Annotated in this window: 17 protein-coding genes; 7 read left to right on the top strand and 10 right to left on the bottom strand. The window is 58.9% G+C overall.

All coding sequences use genetic code 11. The features are described from left to right. Nucleotides 1–25 precede the first annotated feature (25 nt). From BLR16_RS19955 to BLR16_RS19965, 3 genes are all read right to left on the bottom strand, one after another. Nucleotides 26–2,146, bottom strand: coding sequence for a TonB-dependent siderophore receptor (locus tag BLR16_RS19955; RefSeq protein WP_074808771.1), 2,121 nt, complete (start codon nt 2,144–2,146; stop codon nt 26–28). A gap of 119 nt (nt 2,147–2,265) precedes the next feature. Beyond that, nucleotides 2,266–2,706, bottom strand: coding sequence for a GNAT family acetyltransferase (locus BLR16_RS19960; RefSeq protein ID WP_058416931.1), 441 nt, complete (start codon nt 2,704–2,706; stop codon nt 2,266–2,268). Between the two features lie 54 nt (nt 2,707–2,760). After that, a complete protein-coding gene (locus BLR16_RS19965; protein ID WP_054081604.1) occupies nt 2,761–3,705 on the bottom strand; it encodes an alpha/beta hydrolase in 945 nt (314 codons plus the stop codon). A 351-nt stretch (nt 3,706–4,056) separates the two neighbouring features. Here BLR16_RS19965 and BLR16_RS19970 point away from each other — a divergent pair, with 351 nt between their 5' ends. The 3 genes from BLR16_RS19970 to BLR16_RS19985 all read left to right on the top strand — a co-directional run bounded on the left by BLR16_RS19970 (nt 4,057) and on the right by BLR16_RS19985 (nt 7,348). Continuing rightward, nucleotides 4,057–4,566: a GNAT family N-acetyltransferase gene (locus BLR16_RS19970; RefSeq protein WP_003370401.1), complete on the top strand. Its 510-nt coding sequence runs from the start codon at nt 4,057–4,059 to the stop codon at nt 4,564–4,566. A gap of 404 nt (nt 4,567–4,970) precedes the next feature. Beyond that, entirely contained in the window at nt 4,971–5,231 is a 261-nt protein-coding gene (locus tag BLR16_RS19975) for a DUF1652 domain-containing protein (RefSeq protein ID WP_003370403.1), read from the top strand. Between the two features lie 719 nt (nt 5,232–5,950). After that, nucleotides 5,951–7,348 carry a pyridine nucleotide-disulfide oxidoreductase gene (locus BLR16_RS19985; RefSeq protein ID WP_060708008.1) on the top strand — a complete coding sequence of 466 codons (1,398 nt, stop codon included), beginning with the start codon at nt 5,951–5,953 and terminating at the stop codon, nt 7,346–7,348. Nucleotides 7,349–7,466: 118 nt separating this feature from the next. Here BLR16_RS19985 and csrA read toward each other — a convergent pair whose 3' ends face one another. The 3 genes from csrA to BLR16_RS20000 all read right to left on the bottom strand — a co-directional run bounded on the left by csrA (nt 7,467) and on the right by BLR16_RS20000 (nt 10,120). Further along, nucleotides 7,467–7,655 (bottom strand): carbon storage regulator CsrA, encoded by a 189-nt coding sequence (gene csrA, locus BLR16_RS19990; RefSeq protein ID WP_002554157.1) that lies wholly within the window; start codon nt 7,653–7,655, stop codon nt 7,467–7,469. Between the two features lie 525 nt (nt 7,656–8,180). After that, nucleotides 8,181–9,533, bottom strand: a complete 1,353-nt coding sequence (locus BLR16_RS19995; protein WP_003436276.1) for a GntP family permease — start codon at nt 9,531–9,533, stop codon at nt 8,181–8,183. A 98-nt stretch (nt 9,534–9,631) separates the two neighbouring features. Continuing rightward, entirely contained in the window at nt 9,632–10,120 is a 489-nt protein-coding gene (locus BLR16_RS20000) for a gluconokinase (RefSeq protein WP_003344097.1), read from the bottom strand. Nucleotides 10,121–10,403: 283 nt separating this feature from the next. Between BLR16_RS20000 and BLR16_RS20005 the strand changes: the two genes are divergently transcribed. Further along, a complete protein-coding gene (locus BLR16_RS20005) occupies nt 10,404–11,420 on the top strand; it encodes an HTH-type transcriptional regulator GntR (protein ID WP_054081606.1) in 1,017 nt (338 codons plus the stop codon). 329 nt (nt 11,421–11,749) lie between these two features. Next, nucleotides 11,750–12,721, top strand: a complete 972-nt coding sequence (locus BLR16_RS20010; protein ID WP_003370412.1) for a YncE family protein — start codon at nt 11,750–11,752, stop codon at nt 12,719–12,721. Nucleotides 12,722–12,768: 47 nt separating this feature from the next. On the opposite strand, the gene BLR16_RS20015 is transcribed toward BLR16_RS20010, so the two are convergent. From BLR16_RS20015 to glcD, 4 genes are read right to left on the bottom strand one after another with little or no spacing between them, the layout of a single operon-like run. Continuing rightward, on the bottom strand, nt 12,769–13,176 hold the full coding sequence (locus BLR16_RS20015) for a heme-binding protein (protein WP_003436282.1): 408 nt from the start codon (nt 13,174–13,176) through the stop codon (nt 12,769–12,771). Nucleotides 13,177–13,210: 34 nt separating this feature from the next. Then, nucleotides 13,211–14,443 (bottom strand): glycolate oxidase subunit GlcF, encoded by a 1,233-nt coding sequence (gene glcF / locus BLR16_RS20020; protein WP_058397950.1) that lies wholly within the window; start codon nt 14,441–14,443, stop codon nt 13,211–13,213. Between the two features lie 3 nt (nt 14,444–14,446). Beyond that, nucleotides 14,447–15,505 (bottom strand): glycolate oxidase subunit GlcE, encoded by a 1,059-nt coding sequence (gene glcE / locus BLR16_RS20025; RefSeq protein WP_074808773.1) that lies wholly within the window; start codon nt 15,503–15,505, stop codon nt 14,447–14,449. Then, nucleotides 15,505–17,004, bottom strand: coding sequence for a glycolate oxidase subunit GlcD (gene glcD, locus BLR16_RS20030; RefSeq protein WP_074808775.1), 1,500 nt, complete (start codon nt 17,002–17,004; stop codon nt 15,505–15,507). Before glcD ends, glcE begins: the two co-directional genes overlap by 1 nt. Before the next feature lie 157 nt (nt 17,005–17,161). Here glcD and maiA point away from each other — a divergent pair, with 157 nt between their 5' ends. Next, entirely contained in the window at nt 17,162–17,797 is a 636-nt protein-coding gene (gene maiA / locus BLR16_RS20035; protein ID WP_024662294.1) for a maleylacetoacetate isomerase, read from the top strand. Between the two features lie 142 nt (nt 17,798–17,939). Then, the gene (gene hppD, locus BLR16_RS20040) at nt 17,940–19,016 is read left to right on the top strand and encodes a 4-hydroxyphenylpyruvate dioxygenase (RefSeq protein WP_058397948.1); all 1,077 of its coding nucleotides are present in this window, start codon (nt 17,940–17,942) and stop codon (nt 19,014–19,016) included. Nucleotides 19,017–19,064 lie beyond the last annotated feature (48 nt).

Consider the following 19,064-nt stretch of genomic DNA (forward strand, 5'->3'; position numbering starts at 1 on the left):
GGCAGGCCTGCTACGCGGCAGCCTTTTAAAACGTGACGCTGGCACTCAGGCGCGCGGTGCGCGGTTCACCCACGTTGACCTGCAACTGGCTGCCGGTGCTGGACGGGTAGTACTGCTTGTCGAACAGGTTATCCACATTCAACTGCAGGCGTGTTTTATAACCGGCCATGGGCACGTCCCAGCGTAGAAACGCATCCGCCACTGTGTAGCTGCTCATATAGAAGGTGTTGGCATCGTCGCCAGCACGTTCGCCCACATAGCGTGCGCCGCCACCTGCGTGCCAGTCGCCCAGGCCGGACGTGACTTGCAGGTGGTGGGTGAGGTACAGGCTGGCCGTATGCTTGGGGGCCTGGCTAAGACGATTGCCCTTGTTGCTTGGATCATCCAGCACTTCGGTGTGGGTGTAAGCGTAAGTGCCGATCATGTCCCAGCGCTCGGCAATTCGACCGGTCACGTCCAGCTCGATGCCTTGTGAACCTACCTTGCCAGCGGCTTCGCTGACACCCGTCACGCCAGTAGGGGTGACGACGTTTTTCTTCTCGATATCGAACACCGCAAGGTTGAAGTCTAGTTCCGGTGCCAGTGCATATTTGGCCCCGACTTCGTAACTGCGACCTTCTTCCGGGTCGAAGGTGGTGCCGTCATCGTTAACGTCATCATTGGGGACGAAGGAGCGGCTGTAGTTGCCGTACAGCGACAGGTCTTCATTGACCTTGAATACCAGGCCCGCCATCGGCAGGAATATATCGTCATTTTTGTCCAGGTTAGTGTTGCGGCTGGCGCCGAGGCCTTGGGCGATGTACTGGTCATAATGCTGATAGCGGCCGCCGAGGACCAGAATCCAGCGGTCATCGAGGTGCCAGTTATCCTTGAGGTAAATGGACGATGAAGTCAGTTGATTGCTCAGGTTGCTGTTCGCTGCGCTGATCACGCTGGGCTCTGCCAGGCTGCCATAGCTGGGCGAAAAGATGTTGAAGCCGTTCTGGGCGGTGTTGCGATAGGTCTTGCCGCGGTACTTGTCGGAGTCTTCCTGTTCGGCACCGATCAGCAGATCATGTTGCTGGCCAAACAGCTCCTGCTTGCCGATGAAGTCCCAGCTGGCATAACGCGTTTCATAATCGTAGTGGCCGCCATTGGCCTGACGCCGCAGCACGCCGCTGCTGGACAGCGTACTCGGCTGGGCAATCGAGAGGCTGTAGCGGTCGTTGTTCCAGCCGTAGGTCAGACGGGTTTTCCAGTCATCGCTGAGCTGGTACTCGAAGCGCGCGGTTGCGGTTTCGCTGATGCCGACTGTATTGGACCATTTTTCATCCAGTCGCTTGTCGTAGCTGATATTGGCAGGATGACCGCCCGTGAACACCGTGCCACGATCGAACGGGCTCACGTAATCGTTGTATTCGTAAGCCAGCGTCAGGCTGGCGCGCTCCCCGGTCCAGGACAGCGACGGCGCGACCAGCGTGTGCTGGTCAACGCCGTAGTTACGCCAGTAGTCCTCGCTCTGACGCTCGGCCACCAAGCGGTAGGCCAGCCCCGAGTCGCCCAGCGGGCCGGTGGTGTCGATGCCGAAGCTGCCGCCGCCTTCGCTGTACGCCGAGCCACTGAGCGTGGTGCTTTGCACGTATTGCGGCTGTTTGCTGATCACGTTGATCACGCCACCCGGCTCCATGGCTCCGTACAGCAGCGAGGCCGGGCCTTTGAGCACTTCAACGCGTTCGGTGGTAGCGCCGAAATTTTTCGACACCACCGAGCGCACGCCGTCACGCAGCACCGAGCCATCATCGTTGGTGCCAAAGCCGCGCTTGACCAGCGAGTCCTTGGTGTTGCCAAGCGTGTTGCCCTGGCTGACGCCACTGACAAACTTCATGGCATCGTCCAGCGAGCGCACGTTGTAGTCGGCGATGGTCTGCGGTGTCACCACGTTGACCGACTGCGCTTCTTCCTTCAGCGGTACATCGCTCTTGCTCGCGGTGCTGGCGCTTTTGGCGCTGTAGCCTTCCTGTGTTTCGGTCGCGGTTGCCGACACCTGCGTGGCAGGCAGCGTTGCGGTTTCGGCTGCATGCACTGCGCCGCCGGAGAACATCGCCAGAGAAAGCGCGGACAGCAGAAAAGTGCCGGAACGGCGAGGGCATTGGAAGGAAGTGCTCAAGGGAGATGCTCTGCTAGGACGTTAATAGCAATAATTGTAATTTGATATTAATTCTCATGTAAATAAATGATTGAGGCGCCTGCCGGTTTCTTTCCCCCTGCAAACAGGGGGCGCACGGCTCAGGGCAGATTAGGTACATTGGCATCAATCCGCTTACCCATGCTGATAATGGGCTCAGGCGTATAGCCCAGGGTTTGATAGAAGGCCTGCACGCTTTCATTAAAGGTATGGATCTGCAGGTTGATCTTCACACAGCCAAGCTCCGTGAGCGCTTTTTCAGCGTGCCTGACCAGCCGGGTGCCCAGGCCTTTGCCACGCTGTTGGGGATCAACGGCAACCGAATACAGCCAGCCGCGATGACCGTCATAGCCGGCAAGGAGGGTCCCGACCACCTCGTCATCCGCTAGAGCGACGAAAAACAAATGGTCGTCGACAGCCCTTTTCTTGTCGATCGACAGGTCTGGGCGATTGTGCGGCTTTTCGTCATTGAAGACGGTCTTCCACAGTTGGATGACCGCGAGACGGTGATGCGGGTCTGAATACTCGACAATACAGTTCATTGCGGGGTCCTTTAGCCATGAATCCGAAGACTAAGGCCACGCGCCCTGCATTGTCTAACCGGCAGTCTTTGAGCCCTTGCCCTGTTTTGTCACCTGAGGCAGCGATGCGGGTGTATCGAGCAGGGCGCGAATGGCCCGGCTGTAAGCGGGCTGCCCGAGCTGCATGCTGTTGTTATGCGTACCGCCAGGCACCAATAGCAGTTTCTTCGGTTCCTGCGCGGCCTCAAACAACTGTTCGCTGAAGCGGGCCGGGACATAGCGATCCTCGGTGCCATGCACGATCAGCACCGGCATATGGATGTCTGCAATCTTGTCCAGTGAGTCGAACTTCTGCGACAGCAGCCAGCGCACCGGCAGCGAGGTATTGGCCAGCGCGGTAGCCACATCGGCCAGGTTGGTGAACGTGGATTCTATGATCAGCCCGCGGGCCTGAATCGGCACATTGCCCTTTTCAGCGTCTTCGCCCAGCTCGGCAGCCAGATCCACTGCCACCGCACCGCCCAGAGAATGTCCATAAATTAGCCTGCGCTGCGGATCGGGTTGCAATTGCTTCAGGCGTTCCCAGGCGATGCGTGCGTCTTCATACACGGACTTCTCCGACGGCAGCTGGCCCATGCTTTGCCCGAAACCCCGGTAATCGATCGCCAGTATCGAGTAACCCTGCGCCTTGAGTTGCTGGATACGGAACAGCTGGCCGGTGAGGTTCCATCGTGATCCATGCAGGTACAGCACCGCCGGGGCGTTCTTGTCCGCAGCGGGCCACCACCATGCGTGGATATTCTGCGAGTTACCGAATGCCGGTGTACTGAGTTCGATTTCCTGTACATCTGCCGGCAGACCGCTGTACCAGCTGGCGGTACCGGGCTCGATGCGAAATACCAGTTCGCGCTCCTTGTGTTCAAGCACTGCGCAGCCAACGGGCAGGCCAAGGATGACGGCTATCATGCTAATCCATCTGAGCGGACGGGCTTTGAAGCGAGCCAGAGGCGAAATCGACATAAGAAGGAGAGTCCGGTCAACAAAGTGAAATAAATGCAGAATCTGCATCCGGGATGCAAGACCAGCCGACGAACGCCGGGTTACAGGATATTGCGTACCTGCGCCGGAAGGATTGATAGACCGAGGCGAGTAAAACCGGTGGCTTCAATACCTTGCGCGATGTGGCCCGAAGGCAGCCTGGACAACGACGCTCATTAGCACGTTTTGTTATTGAGGTAGCCCTTATCGATAGCTGCGGATTATGCTGTGTCGGCGAGGGCGCTGTGTTTTTGTCATCTACCGCCGCCGGATTCGCCGATCTGCCTGCTGTATTCCCGCGCTTTCTTCAATTTCTTCAAGAGGTTACCGCCTATGTTCACCTACCGTCCCCTGGAAGAAAAAGACGTCCCCCTCATCTGCGAGATGCCGCAGAATGCCGATGAGCTGTTCTATATGTTCCCCAGGGCCACGTACCCGTTGACCGCCTCGCAACTCATCGAAGCGCTTGAGACGCGTCATGATTCGACTGTCATCGAGATGGATGGCGAAGTAGTAGGGTTTGCCAACTTTTCTCTCTGCACGTTTCGCGGCCGCTGTTCGCTGGGCAACGTCATCATCGCACCGAAAGCCCGCTCCAGAGGAGTAGGGCGCTTCATGATCACCACCATGATGGGGATTGCGTTCGACAAGCACGAGGCGAGTGAAATGATCGCGTCCTGCTACAACCACAACGTCCCGGGCCTGCTGTTCTATCCGCGGATGGGATTCCGTCCTTTCCACATCGAAGAAAAGCGCGACAAGCGTGGCGAGCGTGTTGCGCTGATTCACCTGCGGCTGTCCGGCACCGACGCAAAAGAGAACATGCAAGACACACAAGAGTAAGTTTTCGAGCGGGGCACGCACGACTCTTTTGAAGGAGCGGGCGTGCCTTGCGAGCGCAGTAACCATTTCATGTTCAACCGTTCGTCGGTCTTTATTCCTTCCTTTCACGTGCCTTTTATACGCTGCGGTTCACGCCGAGTCCCATTCTGTTGAAGAACATGAGGGTGAATCGTTTTTTCTGTGGGAGCACTCAATAAGAAACCGCGTTAAAAGGATGATCGATATTCAGGTATGGAAGTTGCCTGAAGTGCAGCGCGCAGTGTATAACGGGTTTAAGCATCAAGTGAGTGGCGACGGATAATTGGCGGGCTGGCGCGGGCCGTTTTTAAAAAGTCATCAACAATAAAAATTATCAAAAATTTGTCACTGTCGGGACATGCTTACACACATAAGGAGATAAAGAGATGATCGCGAGTGGACTGTCCGAGTTAGAACTCAGAAGCATCGTTGAACGTGCGTTCCTGCCGTTACGCTGCACCTGCACGATTGCCAATGATCAGATGAACGTGCAGATAAGCGACCCGGTATCGGGGCGTACCCAGCGCCAGATGAATCTGCCGCTCAGCCGTATCAATACGGTTCGGGACATCTCGGCACTGGTGGCCGAGTTACGCGAAGAACCGGTAATGCCCCGTGTGGCGAAAGCGTATTACAGCGCTGCCTGATACTGCTACACCCCGCTGATGCCCTGGCATCACGTTACCTGGCCCTGATCATCGCTGATCGGGGCCTTGTCGTTTCTAAGGGCCGCTTTATCCACCGCATTTGGCGCAGGCAGAGAGGCTAGGCGGGTCTTCATGAATGCGAACCTCTGGTGGCGCAAAACCGCTTTGTGCTCGTCAAATTAACAGCGTCGAAAGAATGCTGTTTTTGGCGCAGACTATAAAAAATAAGTTGAACGCATTGAATGCGTTAATGTCAGCGAAAACTGCTCTTTTGAAGGGGCATTCAACAATTAAACGATACAAGGTCATTCAAATCATCAGGTTATAAAGCGTTCCAGGCCGTTGTGGCCGCTTGCAGCCCATTTGACACCCCCGATTTTCTTTGCAACTATTCAGTTGCCCGAATTATTTTGTAACGCATTGTCACTCTTTTCAGGCTGATAAAAGCGTTGTCTTAAAAAGGGCGGTAGCATGACGCCTTCTTCCTGTCAGGTCTGAACATTGGGCCTGTGTCTGTTGTACCTAGTGTAATTTTTTGTGAAGAACACCTTCTCTAACCATGTCGCCTCATGGGCGCCGTGAATGAGCGCGTGTGTAGTGTGCTGCATGTGTTTCGCCTCGAATCGTGCAGGGACGCTGGTTCGCCTTACCAATCAGGTATTCGACATCCAGAACATCTGGACTGCACCCACGTATGAAAATGACGATGGAGCATCATTATGTTTGATAACTGTATGGAAACAGCCTGCGGTTGCGTGGTGGGAGGTGCCGGGCTCGCGGGCATGGGCTTTTTGTTCTACGCCCTGAAGAGCGGCGCGATGCCCGGGCTCGCTGCCAAAGGACTGATTGTCATTGATGCAAGCGACCAGCCCGGGGCGGGTGCGCTGGGAGATTACCGGATTACTGCCAACTCGGTAGGCGATGTATTCATCGATTGCCTTCGTGATCCGGCATTGCGCGAGGTGTTCGAACCCCTTGAGTACTCGGCAGCCTATTGGCGCATCAAGGCGCAGGCACAGAGCGCGCCACAGCTGTCGGATGTGGGCCTGCTCATGGCCGAGGCAGCCAGGCTGGTGCTGGACCACATCGTGCAACGTTATGGCGTAGAAGTATGGTCCGGCACGCGCCTTGATGAGGTGATTTGCGAGGGCGACGAGTTCTGTCTGCACGTTGACAGCGTGTACGGCAAAAGAAGCGTGCGCTGCCAGACGCTGGTACTCAACCTGGGCGGGCGCCAGGATCCACAACACCTGATCGATGATCTTGCCCGGCAAGGTCTGACGCTGCCGGACACCTGCACTATCCAGAGCGCCGACCGCTTGTTGCGCATGAACGCGGTGCAGTTACGCGAAGTATTTGCCCCGGCGCTGGCCGATAACGGGCGTATCACCATCGTCGGGGGATCTCACAGCGCTTTCTCGACGCTTGAGAATCTGGCGGATGCACTGGAGTTTGCTGGCTTGCAAGAACTGTCACTGGTTCACCGGAGCAGTATCAGGCTGTTTTACGAAAGTGCTGAACTGGCGCACGCAGCCGGCTACGCATTCGCGCAGCTTGATGTCTGTCCGGTTTCAGGTCGGATCAACCGTTCCGGAGGTTTGCGTTACCGTGCCCTGGAGATCGGGCGCGAAGCGCTGCAAAGCGGCCGCGTAGGCAAAACCGGCGTGCACGTGCAGATGGTGCAGACACTGGGCGGACGCCCCGATGAACACGAGCAGGCACGACGTGTCCTGGCTGATTCGACTGTGATCGTGCAGTGCTCTGGTTATCAGCCCGTGTTGCCCAGACTCAAGGATGCCGATGGCAACCTTGTCAGCTTGCGCGAGGCCAAGGGGGGACTCGACTCGGACGCTGGCGGCTGCCCGTTCGACCAGCACGGTCGTCGAATCAAGGGCCTGCATCTTTTCGGTCTGGGCGCCGGACTGGGCGTCGACCCGCAATTGGGCAGCGAACCCGCCTTCGACGGCCGGATATACGGCGTCTGGCAGTTTCATCATGATGCCAGCCGAGTGGTACTGGAGGCGGTCACGCGCAGACTCGCTCATCAACCTGTAGCTGCCGAGACGTTCATTTCGGAGGGGTTCATGCAGGCGGCTTTAGGCCTTCAGGCCGGTTAGGCCGGTGCAGCAGAGAAGCGCAGAATGGCGGCCATAAAAAACGGCGTCCCAGGGACGCCGTACGGCCGGTCTGCCAATAAACGGCAGATCAGCATTGAATAAGGGGGTGGTGCGGGAATTATTGTGGGTCCTGGTTGGGAGCCAGTTCTGCCTGGATACGTTTGTAGATTTCTTCACGATGCACTGAAACATTTTTAGGTGCATTGATGCCCAGGCGGACTTGAAGCCCTTGAACGCCAAGAATCGTGACGGTGATCTCGTCACCGATATTTATGCTTTCGCCTACTTTGCGAGTGAGTATCAACATAATCTTTTCCTTGATGGCCTCTTGAAAACGCCTCTCTCAAGAGGCTGGCGTTTGCCTTTGCGTGGTGATTGTTGCCGAGTGCATCCAAATGCATCCGTCTTATGACGTCGCACAGGTGAATTAAATTCCCTCGGTTCATTTTCTTGTCATCGAGATTTGCATCCCGGATACGACGAGTGCGCCAATTCTGCCCGTTTCGACGTGAAAATGCCCGTATTTACTGGCGTCATATAAAAAGTAACGTCAGCCGCTGCACCGTTCAGGGTCGTCATCGTCTCGGTCGACGGTGCTGCTCAAGCCATTTCGATATGAGTACAAGCGTAGGCACGACTTCACCAGATTGCCCGGGCTTTCTGAAAATTCAAATGAAAGTGGCGAACGAGTGTGTAGGAAGGGGCTGCAGATCACCGTAGTGTCCACGCTGATGTGGTGTATTGCGGGGGGGGCTGGGAAGGGTGATGCACAGGCGTGAGGCGGGGCCAGGCGTTCGCGGGCTGCAGCTCCCGCGAAGGCCTGGTCCGGGGTTTACACCGCCATCGACAACAGCATGATGAAAATCAGGCCGACGACCGAGAGGATGGTTTCCATCACTGTCCAGGTCTTGAAGGTCTCGGCAACGGTCATGTTGAAGTACTGCTTCACCAGCCAGAACCCGGCGTCATTGACGTGCGACAGGATCAACGAACCTGCACCGGTTGCCAGCACCAGCAGTTCGCGATTGACGCCTGGAATCAGGCCGACCACCGGCGCTACGATGCCGGCACCGGTAATGGTTGCCACAGTCGCCGAACCGGTTGCGATGCGGATGACCGCCGCTACCAGCCAGGCCAGCATGATCGGGTTGATCTGCGCCTGCACAGCCATGTGCCCGATCACGTCACCGACGCCACTGGCCACCAGCATCTGCTTGAAGCCACCGCCTGCGCCCACGATCAGCACGATTGCCGCCACCGGAGCGAGACTCTGGTCCAGCAGCTTCATGATCTTGCTGCGGTCAAACCCGCGCGCGGCACCAAAGGTGTAGAACGCCAGCAACAGCGCGGCAAGCAGGGCGGTGATCGGGTGACCGATCAGATCCATCCAGATGCGGAACATGTTGTTTTCCGGCAATACCACGTCGGCCAAGGTCTTGAGCAGCATCAGGAAGACTGGCAGCAGGATGGTCACCAGCGTGATGCCGAAGCCTGGCAGGTTGTCAGTGCTCGACTCCTTGGCAATCTGGTCCATCAGTTCCTTGGACGGCGTACCGGGGATACTTTTGGAAATCCAGTTACCGAAGATCGGGCCAGCGATGATGGCGGTTGGCAGAGCAACGATCAGTCCGTAGAAAATGGTCTTGCCGATGTCTGCACCGAAGATGCCGATGGCCAGCAACGGACCCGGATGCGGTGGAACCAGACCGTGCACGGCTGACAGGCCTGCCAGCAGCGGAATGCCGATCTTGACGATGGGCACGCCGGTGCGTCGCGCGACAATGAACACCAGCGGTATCAGCAGGACAAAACCGATCTCGAAGAACAACGGGATGCCCACCAGGAAGGCAGAGAACATCATTGCCCAGTGCACTTTCTGCTTGCCGAAGGTGCGTATCAGCGTTTGCGCAATCTGGTCTGCGCCGCCCGAGTCGGCCATCAGCTTGCCGAGCATCGTGCCCAGGCCAAGGATGATACCGACGAAGCCCAGTACGCCACCGAAGCCGTCCTGGAAGGATTTCATGACTTTTTCGACCGGCATTCCCGAGGTCAGGCCAAGAAAGCCTGCCGCCAGGGTCAGCGCGACGAAAGGGTGCACCTTGAAGGTGGTGATCAGCAGCACCAGGCCGACGATGGTCACCAAGGCATCGACGAGCAGGAACGTCTCATGGGTCATACCGAACATGGGTGTCTCTCCGGTTTATTGTTTTAAGGAACTGTTAACAGCGCCGACTTCAATCGTGTGTGCGCAAGACAGCGCTGTCTTTTGCACTCACACCTTTATCAGGCGTGAGAGCCTTTCCACCATGCTGCGGCTTGTTTGCCGATGACATCGATAGGCTGGGACGCGTCCACGATCAATGTCAGCGGTTCGCCATAGGGCGGTTCGAGGGTCGCGAACTGGCTGTCCACCAGGCTGGCGGGCATGAAGTGCCCAGGCCGGTGCGAGCAGCGTTCGCTGGCGAGTTCCTTGCTGAGTTCCAGAAAAACGAAACCCAGGCCAGGCACCGCATCACGCAGGCGCTGGCGATAAATGAGCTTGAGCGAGGAGCAGGTCAGCACCGGGTGTTCACCGTTGGCGAGGGCGGCAGCCATCTCTTCGCCCAGGCGGGTCAGCCAGCCGGCACGGTCTTCGTCGTTGAGGGGGGTTCCGGCGCTCATCTTTTCGATGTTGGCCGGTGGATGGAACGCGTCGCCTTCGATCAGACGGCCGCCGCTGTTCAGGGCAATCTCGGCACCCACGGCGCTTTTGCCGCAGCCAGACACACCCATCACCACAAGGGCGGAAATAGCAGTATTCGCAGTTGTCACAGTAGGCACCTCATCTGGAGACAGCGCTGTCTTCTTTCGGGTGGACATGAGTCCCAGCCCGGGCTGTTCCAGTTATTTGTCGTTGTTTTGGGCTCATCAATAAGCATGGGAGGCTGTTCTCCGCGGGACCCGAACCGGGCAACCCCTGTGAAACCAGCGATAAAGCATTGTCACGTTCCATGAGACAGCGCTACCTTATGGGGCATTCGACACATTTGGCAACCCTTATGTTAGTTGGCAACGCATGATACGCATTGGTTCCCGCTCTACCGGTCGCCCCACGCTCAATGAAGTGGCGAAGCTGGCTGGTGTCTCTCCGATCACCGCCTCGCGTGCGTTACGCGGTATCAGCACCGTGGCGCCTGAACTTGTGGAGAAGGTCCGTGCTGCGGCGCAGGGCCTGGGTTATGTAGCCAACCCGGCCGCCAGGGCACTGGCTTCTTCCTGCAGTCAGACCGTCGTGGTGCTGGTGCCGTCACTGTCCAACCAGTTGTTCATCGAGACGCTGGAAGCCATTCAGGACGTGTTGCGCGTGCGGGGCCTGGACGTGGTCATCGGCAACTACCATTACTCACCTGACGAGGAAGAGAAGCTGCTGCGCAACCATCTGGTCAATCGCCCGCGCGGTATTCTGCTGACCGGTTTCGACCACACGGCAGCGTCTCGCCAGATGCTTGAAACCAGCGGCATACCCTGCGTGCACATGATGGAACTCGACACCCGCCTGGGCGCCTATTGCGTCGGGTTCTCGCAACAACAGGCCGGTGCTGAAGCCGCGCGTCACCTGCTCGGGCGTGGCCGCCGTCGGCTGGCGTACATGGCCGCCCAACTCGACCCTCGTGTACTGCAACGTGGCGCCGGGTTCCGTCGGGTGCTGGAAGACGCCGGGCTGTTCGACCCCGCGTTGCAGGTCTCGACACGCCAGGCCTCGTCGATCGGTCTGGGCGGGGAGTTGTTTGCGCGCCTGCTTGACCAGCATCCGGATGTCGACGGGGTATTTTTCTGTAACGACGACCTGGCACAAGGCGCCGCGCTGGAGGCCTTGCGCCTGGGCGTCACGATTCCCGAACGAGTCTCTCTGGTGGGCTTCAACGACCTGCCGGGGTCCGCGCACATGGTGCCGCGCCTGACCTCGATACGCACGCCCAGAGAAGAAGTCGGGCAGCGCGCTGCGCAGGTATTGCTGGGCCTGCTTGACGGGGTCACCCAGCAGCCTCTGGTGGATCTCGGCTTTGAGCTGGTGGTGCGGGAAAGCTCTTGAGGATTTTCCCCGGCCAATTCTCGCGAGCCTTCTCCGGGTCATTGCGCTGACCAATGGTAATGGCGCTCTGCGGGCTCGATGCCTTCGGGCTGGAGTGCCCGACCGCGCTGTCCTGCACTGCCAGCGATACCCTCATTCGAACGGTTCCGGCACATTTTGACTGTCATTTCTGACAGTACCCATCCCCCCGTGTTGAGTATTCAATGACCCTATGTTTTTGGCTCGGAGCGGCATAAGTGTCTTGGCCGCATCGTTGGATGACGGGGATATATCTTCTTATCTATTCCCCGTTCTGGCGGTCTTACAAGACCTATTGAAGGATCAGAGAAATGCAAAAAAAAGCATCTCAGAACGTTAGAGCCTTGACGCATATCGCTGACCCCGTCGGTTCGGGTGTGCCCTTGGACATCGCGTGGCTGACCGGCATTATCCCCCTGGGCTTTGTACCCGCACAGATCGCTATCAGCCCTGATGAAACCACGTTGTATGTCGCCCATGAAAGTGGCCGGGAAGTCAGTGTGGTCGACATCGCCAGTGCCAGCGTAACGGGCGCCATCAAGCGGGCAGGGGCCGGCGCGATTACCCTGAGCCCCGATGGTAAAAGGCTTTACACCATTGGCCAGAAAAGGTGCTACGTGGTCGATACGCGCCTGCGCGAAGTGATCAGGATACTCCCGGCAGCCAACGTCAACAGGATCCTGTGCAGTGCCGATGGCCGTTTTATCTGCCTGTCCTTTCAGAATGCGCTCGGCGGTTTGATTCGCCTGATCGAGACCGAGAATTACACGGTCGAAAACGAGTTCGATCTGGGCGCCCTGACCAACGCATCGCTGGCCCTCGGGATCAGTCCGTTGAACGACAGGTTTTACGCGACCATGCTGGTTGATCGCACCGCGCCTACCGATGTTCTTGCGATCAGCAAGGTCGATTACCTGCAGCATGACATTACCGGGTTTTCCGACCCACGTTCGATGGCCTTCAGTTCCGATGGCGCCTGGCTGTATGTCGGCGGCATCGACGAGGTCTACATCGTCGATGCCGCGACCAATAAAACCTTCTATCGGGAAAAAATCGGCACGCAGGGTTACCCGGTGAAAGTCATCGGCGTGACACCGGATGACCGCTATGTCTACGCAATCTACACCTGTAATTACGACGTTTACCGGATCGATACGGTGAAGGGCATCGCCACCTGCATTGCCTACTTTCCGTCGGTAGGCGGCGCTGTACTCAACAAGACCGGCACGTATATCTATTCCAGCCATCCGGACATGAGCTGGATCTCGATCTACCGGCTATGAAGACTCCTGCAGTGGCCTGGCTTGCGTGTGACCAGCCGGGCCGCCCGTCAGTCGGCGTCAAGTGCTGCGACACCGGCCTTGGCGACCTGAGCATCCTGTTCGGCTTTCACGCCTGAAACCCCCAGCGCACCGATTACCTGGCCGTCGACGATGACCGGCACACCGCCTTCCAGGGAAGTCAGCAGCGGAGCACTCAGGAATGCAGTGCGCCCGCCATTGACCATCTCTTCGTAACCCTTGGACTCACGTTTGCCGAGTGCCGAGGTGCGGGCTTTTTCGATCGCGATGTAGCTGCTGATCGGTGCGGCGTCGTCCAGTCTCTCGAATGCCAGCAGATGGCCGCCGTCATCAACGACGGCGATGGACACGGCCCAGGCATTGGCCCGTGCTTCATCGCGTGCGGCACCGAGCATCAGGCTGATTTCGGTCTGGGTCAGGACGGCTTTGATCTTCATGGGGTTCTCCGGAGCAGTGATTATTGAATAGGGTTCAGTGTGATTCAGGCGTGCCAAGCGCTGCATCGATCAGTTCGATCCAGTGCCGCACTGGCGTTCGGCCGGCGCTGGCCAGATGGGTCTGACAGCCGATATTAGCGGTGGCAATCACCTGCGGTTTGCCGCTCTCCAGTGCGTTCATGCGGTTGTCGCGCAGTTGACGGGCGATGGCAGGCTGGGTGATGGAGTAGGTGCCTGCAGAGCCGCAGCATAAATGACCGTCCGGCACTGTGGTCAGATTGAAGCCTAGACGAGTCAGGACACGCTCGACTTCGCCGCCGAGTTTTTGCGCGTGTTGCAGCGTACACGGGCAGTGAAACGCCAGGCGCTGATCGGTCTTGATGCCGAGGGTTTCCAGCGGTTCGTCGCGCAGCAGTTCGACCAGATCCTTGGTTCGCGCGCTGATCTGCCCGGCCTTGTCGGCATAGGCTGGATCATGGCGCAGCAGGTGGCCGTAATCCTTGACGAAGGCCCCGCAGCCGCTGGCCGTCTGGATCAGGCTTTCAACACTGCCCTGCAACGCGGGCCACCACGCGTCGATGTTGCGCCGTGCCCGGTCCAGCCCTGCCTCCTGTGCATTGAGGTGATAATCCACGGCGCCGCAGCAACCCGCCTGTCCGACCGCCGTAACGCCGATGCCCAGACGATCCAGCACCCGCGCCGTAGCGCTATTGGTGTTGGGCGACAGGCCCGGTTGAACGCAACCTTCCAGGAGCAGCACCTGGCGCGCATGACCGGTGTGCGGACGAAGTCCGGCAGGATGGACCGTCTCCGGCAGCTTGGTGGCCAGGGTTTGTGGCAGCAACGGCCTGAACTTCAGGCCCATGCCGGTCAGGGATTTGAACAGCCCGGGGTGGGGGATGACGCGACGCAAGCCTTCACGCAGCACGCGTTCTGCGAGTGGCCGCGGCACCAGGGCCTCAACCGCCGCGCGGCCGATGTCCAGCAGGTTGTGGTAATCCACCCCGGACGGGCAGGTGGTCTCGCAGTTGCGACAGCTCAGGCAGCGGTCCAGATGCAGACGGGTTTTCTCGGTGACCGGCTGACCTTCGAGCACCTGCTTGATCAGGTAGATCCTGCCGCGTGGACCGTCCAGCTCATCACCCAGCAATTGATAGGTCGGGCACGTGGCGTTACAGAAACCGCAATGCACACAACTGCGCAGGATACGTTCGGCTTCTTCGGCGCGCGGCAGGGTTCTGGCGTGTTCACTCAATGTGGTCTGCATGTTTCAAAGCTCCGCGTACAGTCGGCCGGGGTTGAAAATCCCCTGCGGGTCGAGTCGGGTCTTGAGTGCCTGATGGTAGCGCAGCACAGGTGCGGCCAACGGTTCAAACGGGCTGTCGACGACGCCCTGGCTGTAGCAGGTCGCATGGCCGCCAACCGCCATAGTGATCGCTCTAATGGTTTGTCCGTCAGCATCCGACTTGAGCCAGCGTTGCGCGCCACCCCAGTCGATCAACTGCTCGCCCGGCAGATCCGGCAGGCGGCTGTCAGCAGGTACACAGAGCCGCCACAGCGGCCGAGGGTCATCGAAGAAGGGCAGGCGGTGCGCATTCAACTGTTGCCAGTACGCGGCATCGAGCAGCTCGCCGCCGAGCCGGTCCCGGGCTGCGGCCACTGAACCTTCACCGCCTTCCAGGCGCAGACGCAGTACTTGGCCATCATGGCTGGCCGCGCTGATCGGTATCGGTTGCTGACCCCACTCGGCAAGGCGCGCCAAGGCCAGCGTGCTGTCCATTTCCAGTGCGATACTGCTGCACAGACGCGGTTTGGGCAGCACCTTGAGCGACACCTCGGTCAGCAGCCCCAGGCAGCCGAAACTGCCTGCCATCAGGCGTGAAACGTCATAACCTGCAACGTTCTTCATGACTTCTCCGCCGAAACGCAGGTGTTTGCCAAGACCGGTGATGACCCGTGTGCCCAGCACGAAATCACGCACCGACCCACTCCACGGACGGCGCGGTCCCGAGAGCCCTGCAGCGACCATGCCGCCGAGCGTTGCCGCGCCGAAGTCCGGCGGTTCGCAAGGCAGCATCTGACCTGCGGCATCCAGCGTCTGTATCAGCTCGTTCAATGGCGTACCGGCGCGCGCCGTGATCACCAGTTCTGTCGGGTCATAACTGACGATGCCTCGGTGCTCGCGGGTATCGAGTATTTCGCCAGCCGTTTCACGACCGAGAGAAGTCTTGCTGTTGCCGCCCTGAATACGTAACGGCCGGTTGTCGCGGAGCGCCTGATCGACCCGCTGGAGCAGTGCCTGGCTGACGTCGTTGTCCATCGTGCTCATCAGAAGCGCTCCAGGTCGGGGAACGGCAATTGCCCGGCATGTATGTGCATGGCGCCAAATTCCGCGCAGCGATGCAGCGTCGGGATGTTTTTGCCAGGGTTGAGCAGACCGCTGGCGTCGAACGCCGCCTTGATGGCATGGAAGAAGGTCAGCTCGTCGCTATTGAACTGGGCACACATCTGATTGATCTTCTCGCGACCGACACCGTGCTCGCCAGTAATGCTGCCGCCGACCTTGACGCACAGCTCGAGGATTTTGCCGCCCAGTGCCTCGGCGCGCTCCAGCTCACCCGGTTGATTGGCATCGAACAGGATCAGCGGATGCATGTTGCCGTCACCCGCATGAAACACGTTGGCGACGCGCAAGCCGTATTGCTCGGATAGCTCCCTGATGCTGCGCAACACTCCCGGCAACTCACGGCGCGGGATGGTCCCGTCCATGCAGTAGTAATCCGGCGACAGGCGACCCACGGCCGGGAAAGCGTTCTTGCGCCCGGCCCAGAAGCGGACCCGCTCGGCTTCATCCTTCGCCTGGCGCACTTCGGTAGCGCCCGCCAGTGTCAATACCTCGCTGACCCGTTCGCAATCGGCGTGCACGTCGGCTTCGACGCCGTCCAGTTCACAGAGCAGAATGGCTTCGGCATCGACCGGGTAACCTGCGTGAATGAAATCCTCGGCGGCACGAATCGCCAGATTGTCCATCATCTCAAGTCCGCCGGGGATAATGCCCGCGGCGATGATATCGGCCACCGCGCGTCCGGCCTTTTCCACTGAATCGAACGCCGCCAGCAGCACCTTGGCCACTTGCGGTCTGGGTAGCAGCTTGACCGTGACTTCGGTAATGACGCCGAGCATGCCTTCGGAGCCGGTGAACAGTGCCAGCAGGTCGAAGCCCGGCGAGTCCAGCGTATCGCTGCCCAGTGTCATCGGCTCGCCTTCCACGGTCAGGATCTCGACCTTGAGCAGGTTATGCACGGTCAGCCCGTACTTGAGGCAATGCACGCCGCCGGCATTTTCCGCCACATTGCCGCCGATGGAGCATGCAATTTGCGAGGACGGGTCCGGCGCGTAATACAGGCCGTGGGGCGCTGCCGCCTGAGAAATGGCCAGATTGCGCACGCCGGGCTGAACCCGCGCCAGGCGCGCCGAAGGGTCGATATCGAGGATCTGATTGAAGCGTGCCATGACCAGCAGCACGCCTTTTTCCAGCGGCAGCGCGCCACCCGACAGCCCGGTGCCCGCCCCACGAGCGACCACCGGTACGCGACGTGCGTGGCACAGCCTGAGCAGCGTCTGTACTTCTTCCACATGCCGCGGCAATGCCACCAGCATCGGTGTGCTGCGATAGACCGACAATCCGTCGCACTCGTAAGGCCGCAGTTCTTCGGGCCGATGCAGGATGTCCAGGTCGGGCAACTGCTGTTGCAGCGCCTGCAACAGTTGTTGCTTGTCGACGGCGGGCAGCACGCCATCGATGCGTTCGTCGTAAAGGATATTCATCAAGCCACCCTGGGTTGTTTTTATCGGGTTAATGCATCCTAGCTCATTCGCTACGAAGCTTGAGTTGACAGCGAAGGTCTGATCACGCAATTTACGCATTACGTAATGCGGTTACGAAAATAAAAACACGCACCCATGCGTCAGGCAGGCGACTCCCGTGGACCTATTCACTTATTACCGCTCGACCTCCAGTTACCGTGTGCGTATTGCGCTGGCCCTCAAGGGGCTGGATTACACGGCGGTTCCGGTCAACCTGGCGCTTGAGGGCGGCGAGCAAAACAAACCTGATTACACGGACTTGAACCCGCAGGGCAGGGTGCCTGCGCTGCGGCTGGACGATGGAGTGGTCATCACTCAGTCACTGGCGATCATCGAATACCTGGAGGAGCGTTATCCGCAACCTGCGTTACTGGCGCAGGAGGCCGTGATGCGAGCTCGACAGCGTGCCGTGGCGGCGCTTATCGGCTGTGACATCCAGCCCTTGCACAACGTTTCGGCGCTTGACCGGTTGCGCACGCTTGGTCACGACGAGGCCGCTGTCGTGGCCTGGACCAGGCATTGGATCGGCCAAGGCTTGCAGGCCGTCGAGCAGTTGATCGGGGACCAGGGTTTCTGTTTTGGCTCGAGCCCCGGCCTCGCGGATATTTACCTGTTACCGCAGTTGTACGCAGCCCATCGTTACCACGTTGACCTGACTGCATTTGCGCGTATTCAGCGGGTCGAGCACCTGGCCATGCAGCACCCGGCCTTTCAGCAGGCACATCCTGATGCACAATCCGACAAGCCGGAGTAGGCTGCCTTCATGAAGATTCTTGGTCTGCAACTGATATTCGGTGATTTTCTCGCACGCAGCGTGCGAGGGATTCCGTGTGCGCCGCCCGCAGGACAGTGATTGCCAGGGTTACCCACTCTCACTTTCCTGCAAGGAGCCAGTCATGGCTGATCTTTACGAAAATCCAATGGGCCTGATGGGCTTTGAATTCATCGAGTTCGCGTCACCGACGCCCAACAGCCTTGAGCCCGTGTTTCAGATGATGGGCTTCACCAAAGTCGCAACGCACCGCTCCAAGGACGTGTCCCTGTTTCGTCAGGGCGCGATCAACCTGATCCTCAACAACGAGCCGCACAGCCTGGCATCGTACTTTGCCGCCGAGCATGGTCCTTCGGTATGCGGCATGGCGTTCCGCGTGAAAGATGCGCAGAAGGCTTATAACCGGGCACTCGAACTGGGTGCACAACCGCTGGAAATCGCTACCGGGCCCATGGAGTTGCGCCTGCCCGCGATCAAGGGCATCGGTGGCGCGCCGTTATACCTGATTGATCGCTTCGGCGAGGGCACGTCGATTTACGATATTGATTTCAATTTCATCGAAGGCGTCGATCACCACCCGGTCGGTGCCGGTCTGAAATTCATCGATCACCTGACCCACAACGTGTACCGCGGGCGCATGGCGTATTGGGCCGGTTTCTATGAAAAGCTGTTCAATTTTCGCGAGCTGCGTTACTTCGACATCAAGGGCGAATACACCGGCCTGACCTCCAAAGCCATGACCGCCCCGGACGGCATGATCCGCATTCCGCTCAACGAAGAGTCGTCCAAGGGGGCGGGGCAGATTGAAGAGTTCCTGATGCAGTTCAATGGCGAAGGCATCCAGCATGTAGCGTTCTTTACCGATGACCTGATCAAGACCTGGGACGCGCTGAAAGCAACCGGCATGCGCTTCATGACTGCGCCACCGGACACCTACTACGAGATGCTGCAAGGCCGCCTGCCCGATCACGGTGAGCCGGAGGCCGAGCTCAAGTCACGCGGCATTCTGCTCGATGGCTCTTCCGAAGGGGGCGAGCGTCGCTTGCTGTTGCAGATATTCTCCGCCACGCTGATGGGCCCGGTGTTTTTCGAATTCATTCAGCGCAAGGGCGACGACGGGTTTGGCGAAGGCAACTTCAAGGCGCTGTTCGAATCCATCGAACGCGACCAGATCCAGCGTGGTGTACTGACGCCGGATTGAGCGATAACCGGAAGTGCCCGCTTTGCGCGATCAGACGAGCCTGCTCAG

Origin of the sequence: Pseudomonas sp. BS3767 (genome assembly GCF_900099665.1) — a bacterium.
Lineage (GTDB): Bacteria > Pseudomonadota > Gammaproteobacteria > Pseudomonadales > Pseudomonadaceae > Aquipseudomonas > Aquipseudomonas cerasi.

What these genes read in the sequence shown, in the direction of transcription:
- BLR16_RS19960 (WP_058416931.1), bottom strand. Translation starts at nt 2,706, where the DNA reads ATGAACTGTATTGTCGAGTATTCAGACCCGCATCACCGTCTCGCGGTC.
- BLR16_RS19965 (WP_054081604.1), bottom strand. Translation starts at nt 3,705, where the DNA reads ATGTCGATTTCGCCTCTGGCTCGCTTCAAAGCCCGTCCGCTCAGATGG.
- BLR16_RS19970 (WP_003370401.1), top strand. Translation starts at nt 4,057, where the DNA reads ATGTTCACCTACCGTCCCCTGGAAGAAAAAGACGTCCCCCTCATCTGC.
- BLR16_RS19975 (WP_003370403.1), top strand. Translation starts at nt 4,971, where the DNA reads ATGATCGCGAGTGGACTGTCCGAGTTAGAACTCAGAAGCATCGTTGAA.
- BLR16_RS19985 (WP_060708008.1), top strand. Translation starts at nt 5,951, where the DNA reads ATGTTTGATAACTGTATGGAAACAGCCTGCGGTTGCGTGGTGGGAGGT.
- csrA (WP_002554157.1), bottom strand. Translation starts at nt 7,655, where the DNA reads ATGTTGATACTCACTCGCAAAGTAGGCGAAAGCATAAATATCGGTGAC.
- BLR16_RS19995 (WP_003436276.1), bottom strand. Translation starts at nt 9,533, where the DNA reads ATGTTCGGTATGACCCATGAGACGTTCCTGCTCGTCGATGCCTTGGTG.
- BLR16_RS20000 (WP_003344097.1), bottom strand. Translation starts at nt 10,120, where the DNA reads ATGGGTGTGTCTGGCTGCGGCAAAAGCGCCGTGGGTGCCGAGATTGCC.
- BLR16_RS20005 (WP_054081606.1), top strand. Translation starts at nt 10,404, where the DNA reads ATGATACGCATTGGTTCCCGCTCTACCGGTCGCCCCACGCTCAATGAA.
- BLR16_RS20010 (WP_003370412.1), top strand. Translation starts at nt 11,750, where the DNA reads ATGCAAAAAAAAGCATCTCAGAACGTTAGAGCCTTGACGCATATCGCT.
- BLR16_RS20015 (WP_003436282.1), bottom strand. Translation starts at nt 13,176, where the DNA reads ATGAAGATCAAAGCCGTCCTGACCCAGACCGAAATCAGCCTGATGCTC.
- glcF (WP_058397950.1), bottom strand. Translation starts at nt 14,443, where the DNA reads ATGCAGACCACATTGAGTGAACACGCCAGAACCCTGCCGCGCGCCGAA.
- glcE (WP_074808773.1), bottom strand. Translation starts at nt 15,505, where the DNA reads ATGAGCACGATGGACAACGACGTCAGCCAGGCACTGCTCCAGCGGGTC.
- glcD (WP_074808775.1), bottom strand. Translation starts at nt 17,004, where the DNA reads ATGAATATCCTTTACGACGAACGCATCGATGGCGTGCTGCCCGCCGTC.
- hppD (WP_058397948.1), top strand. Translation starts at nt 17,940, where the DNA reads ATGGCTGATCTTTACGAAAATCCAATGGGCCTGATGGGCTTTGAATTC.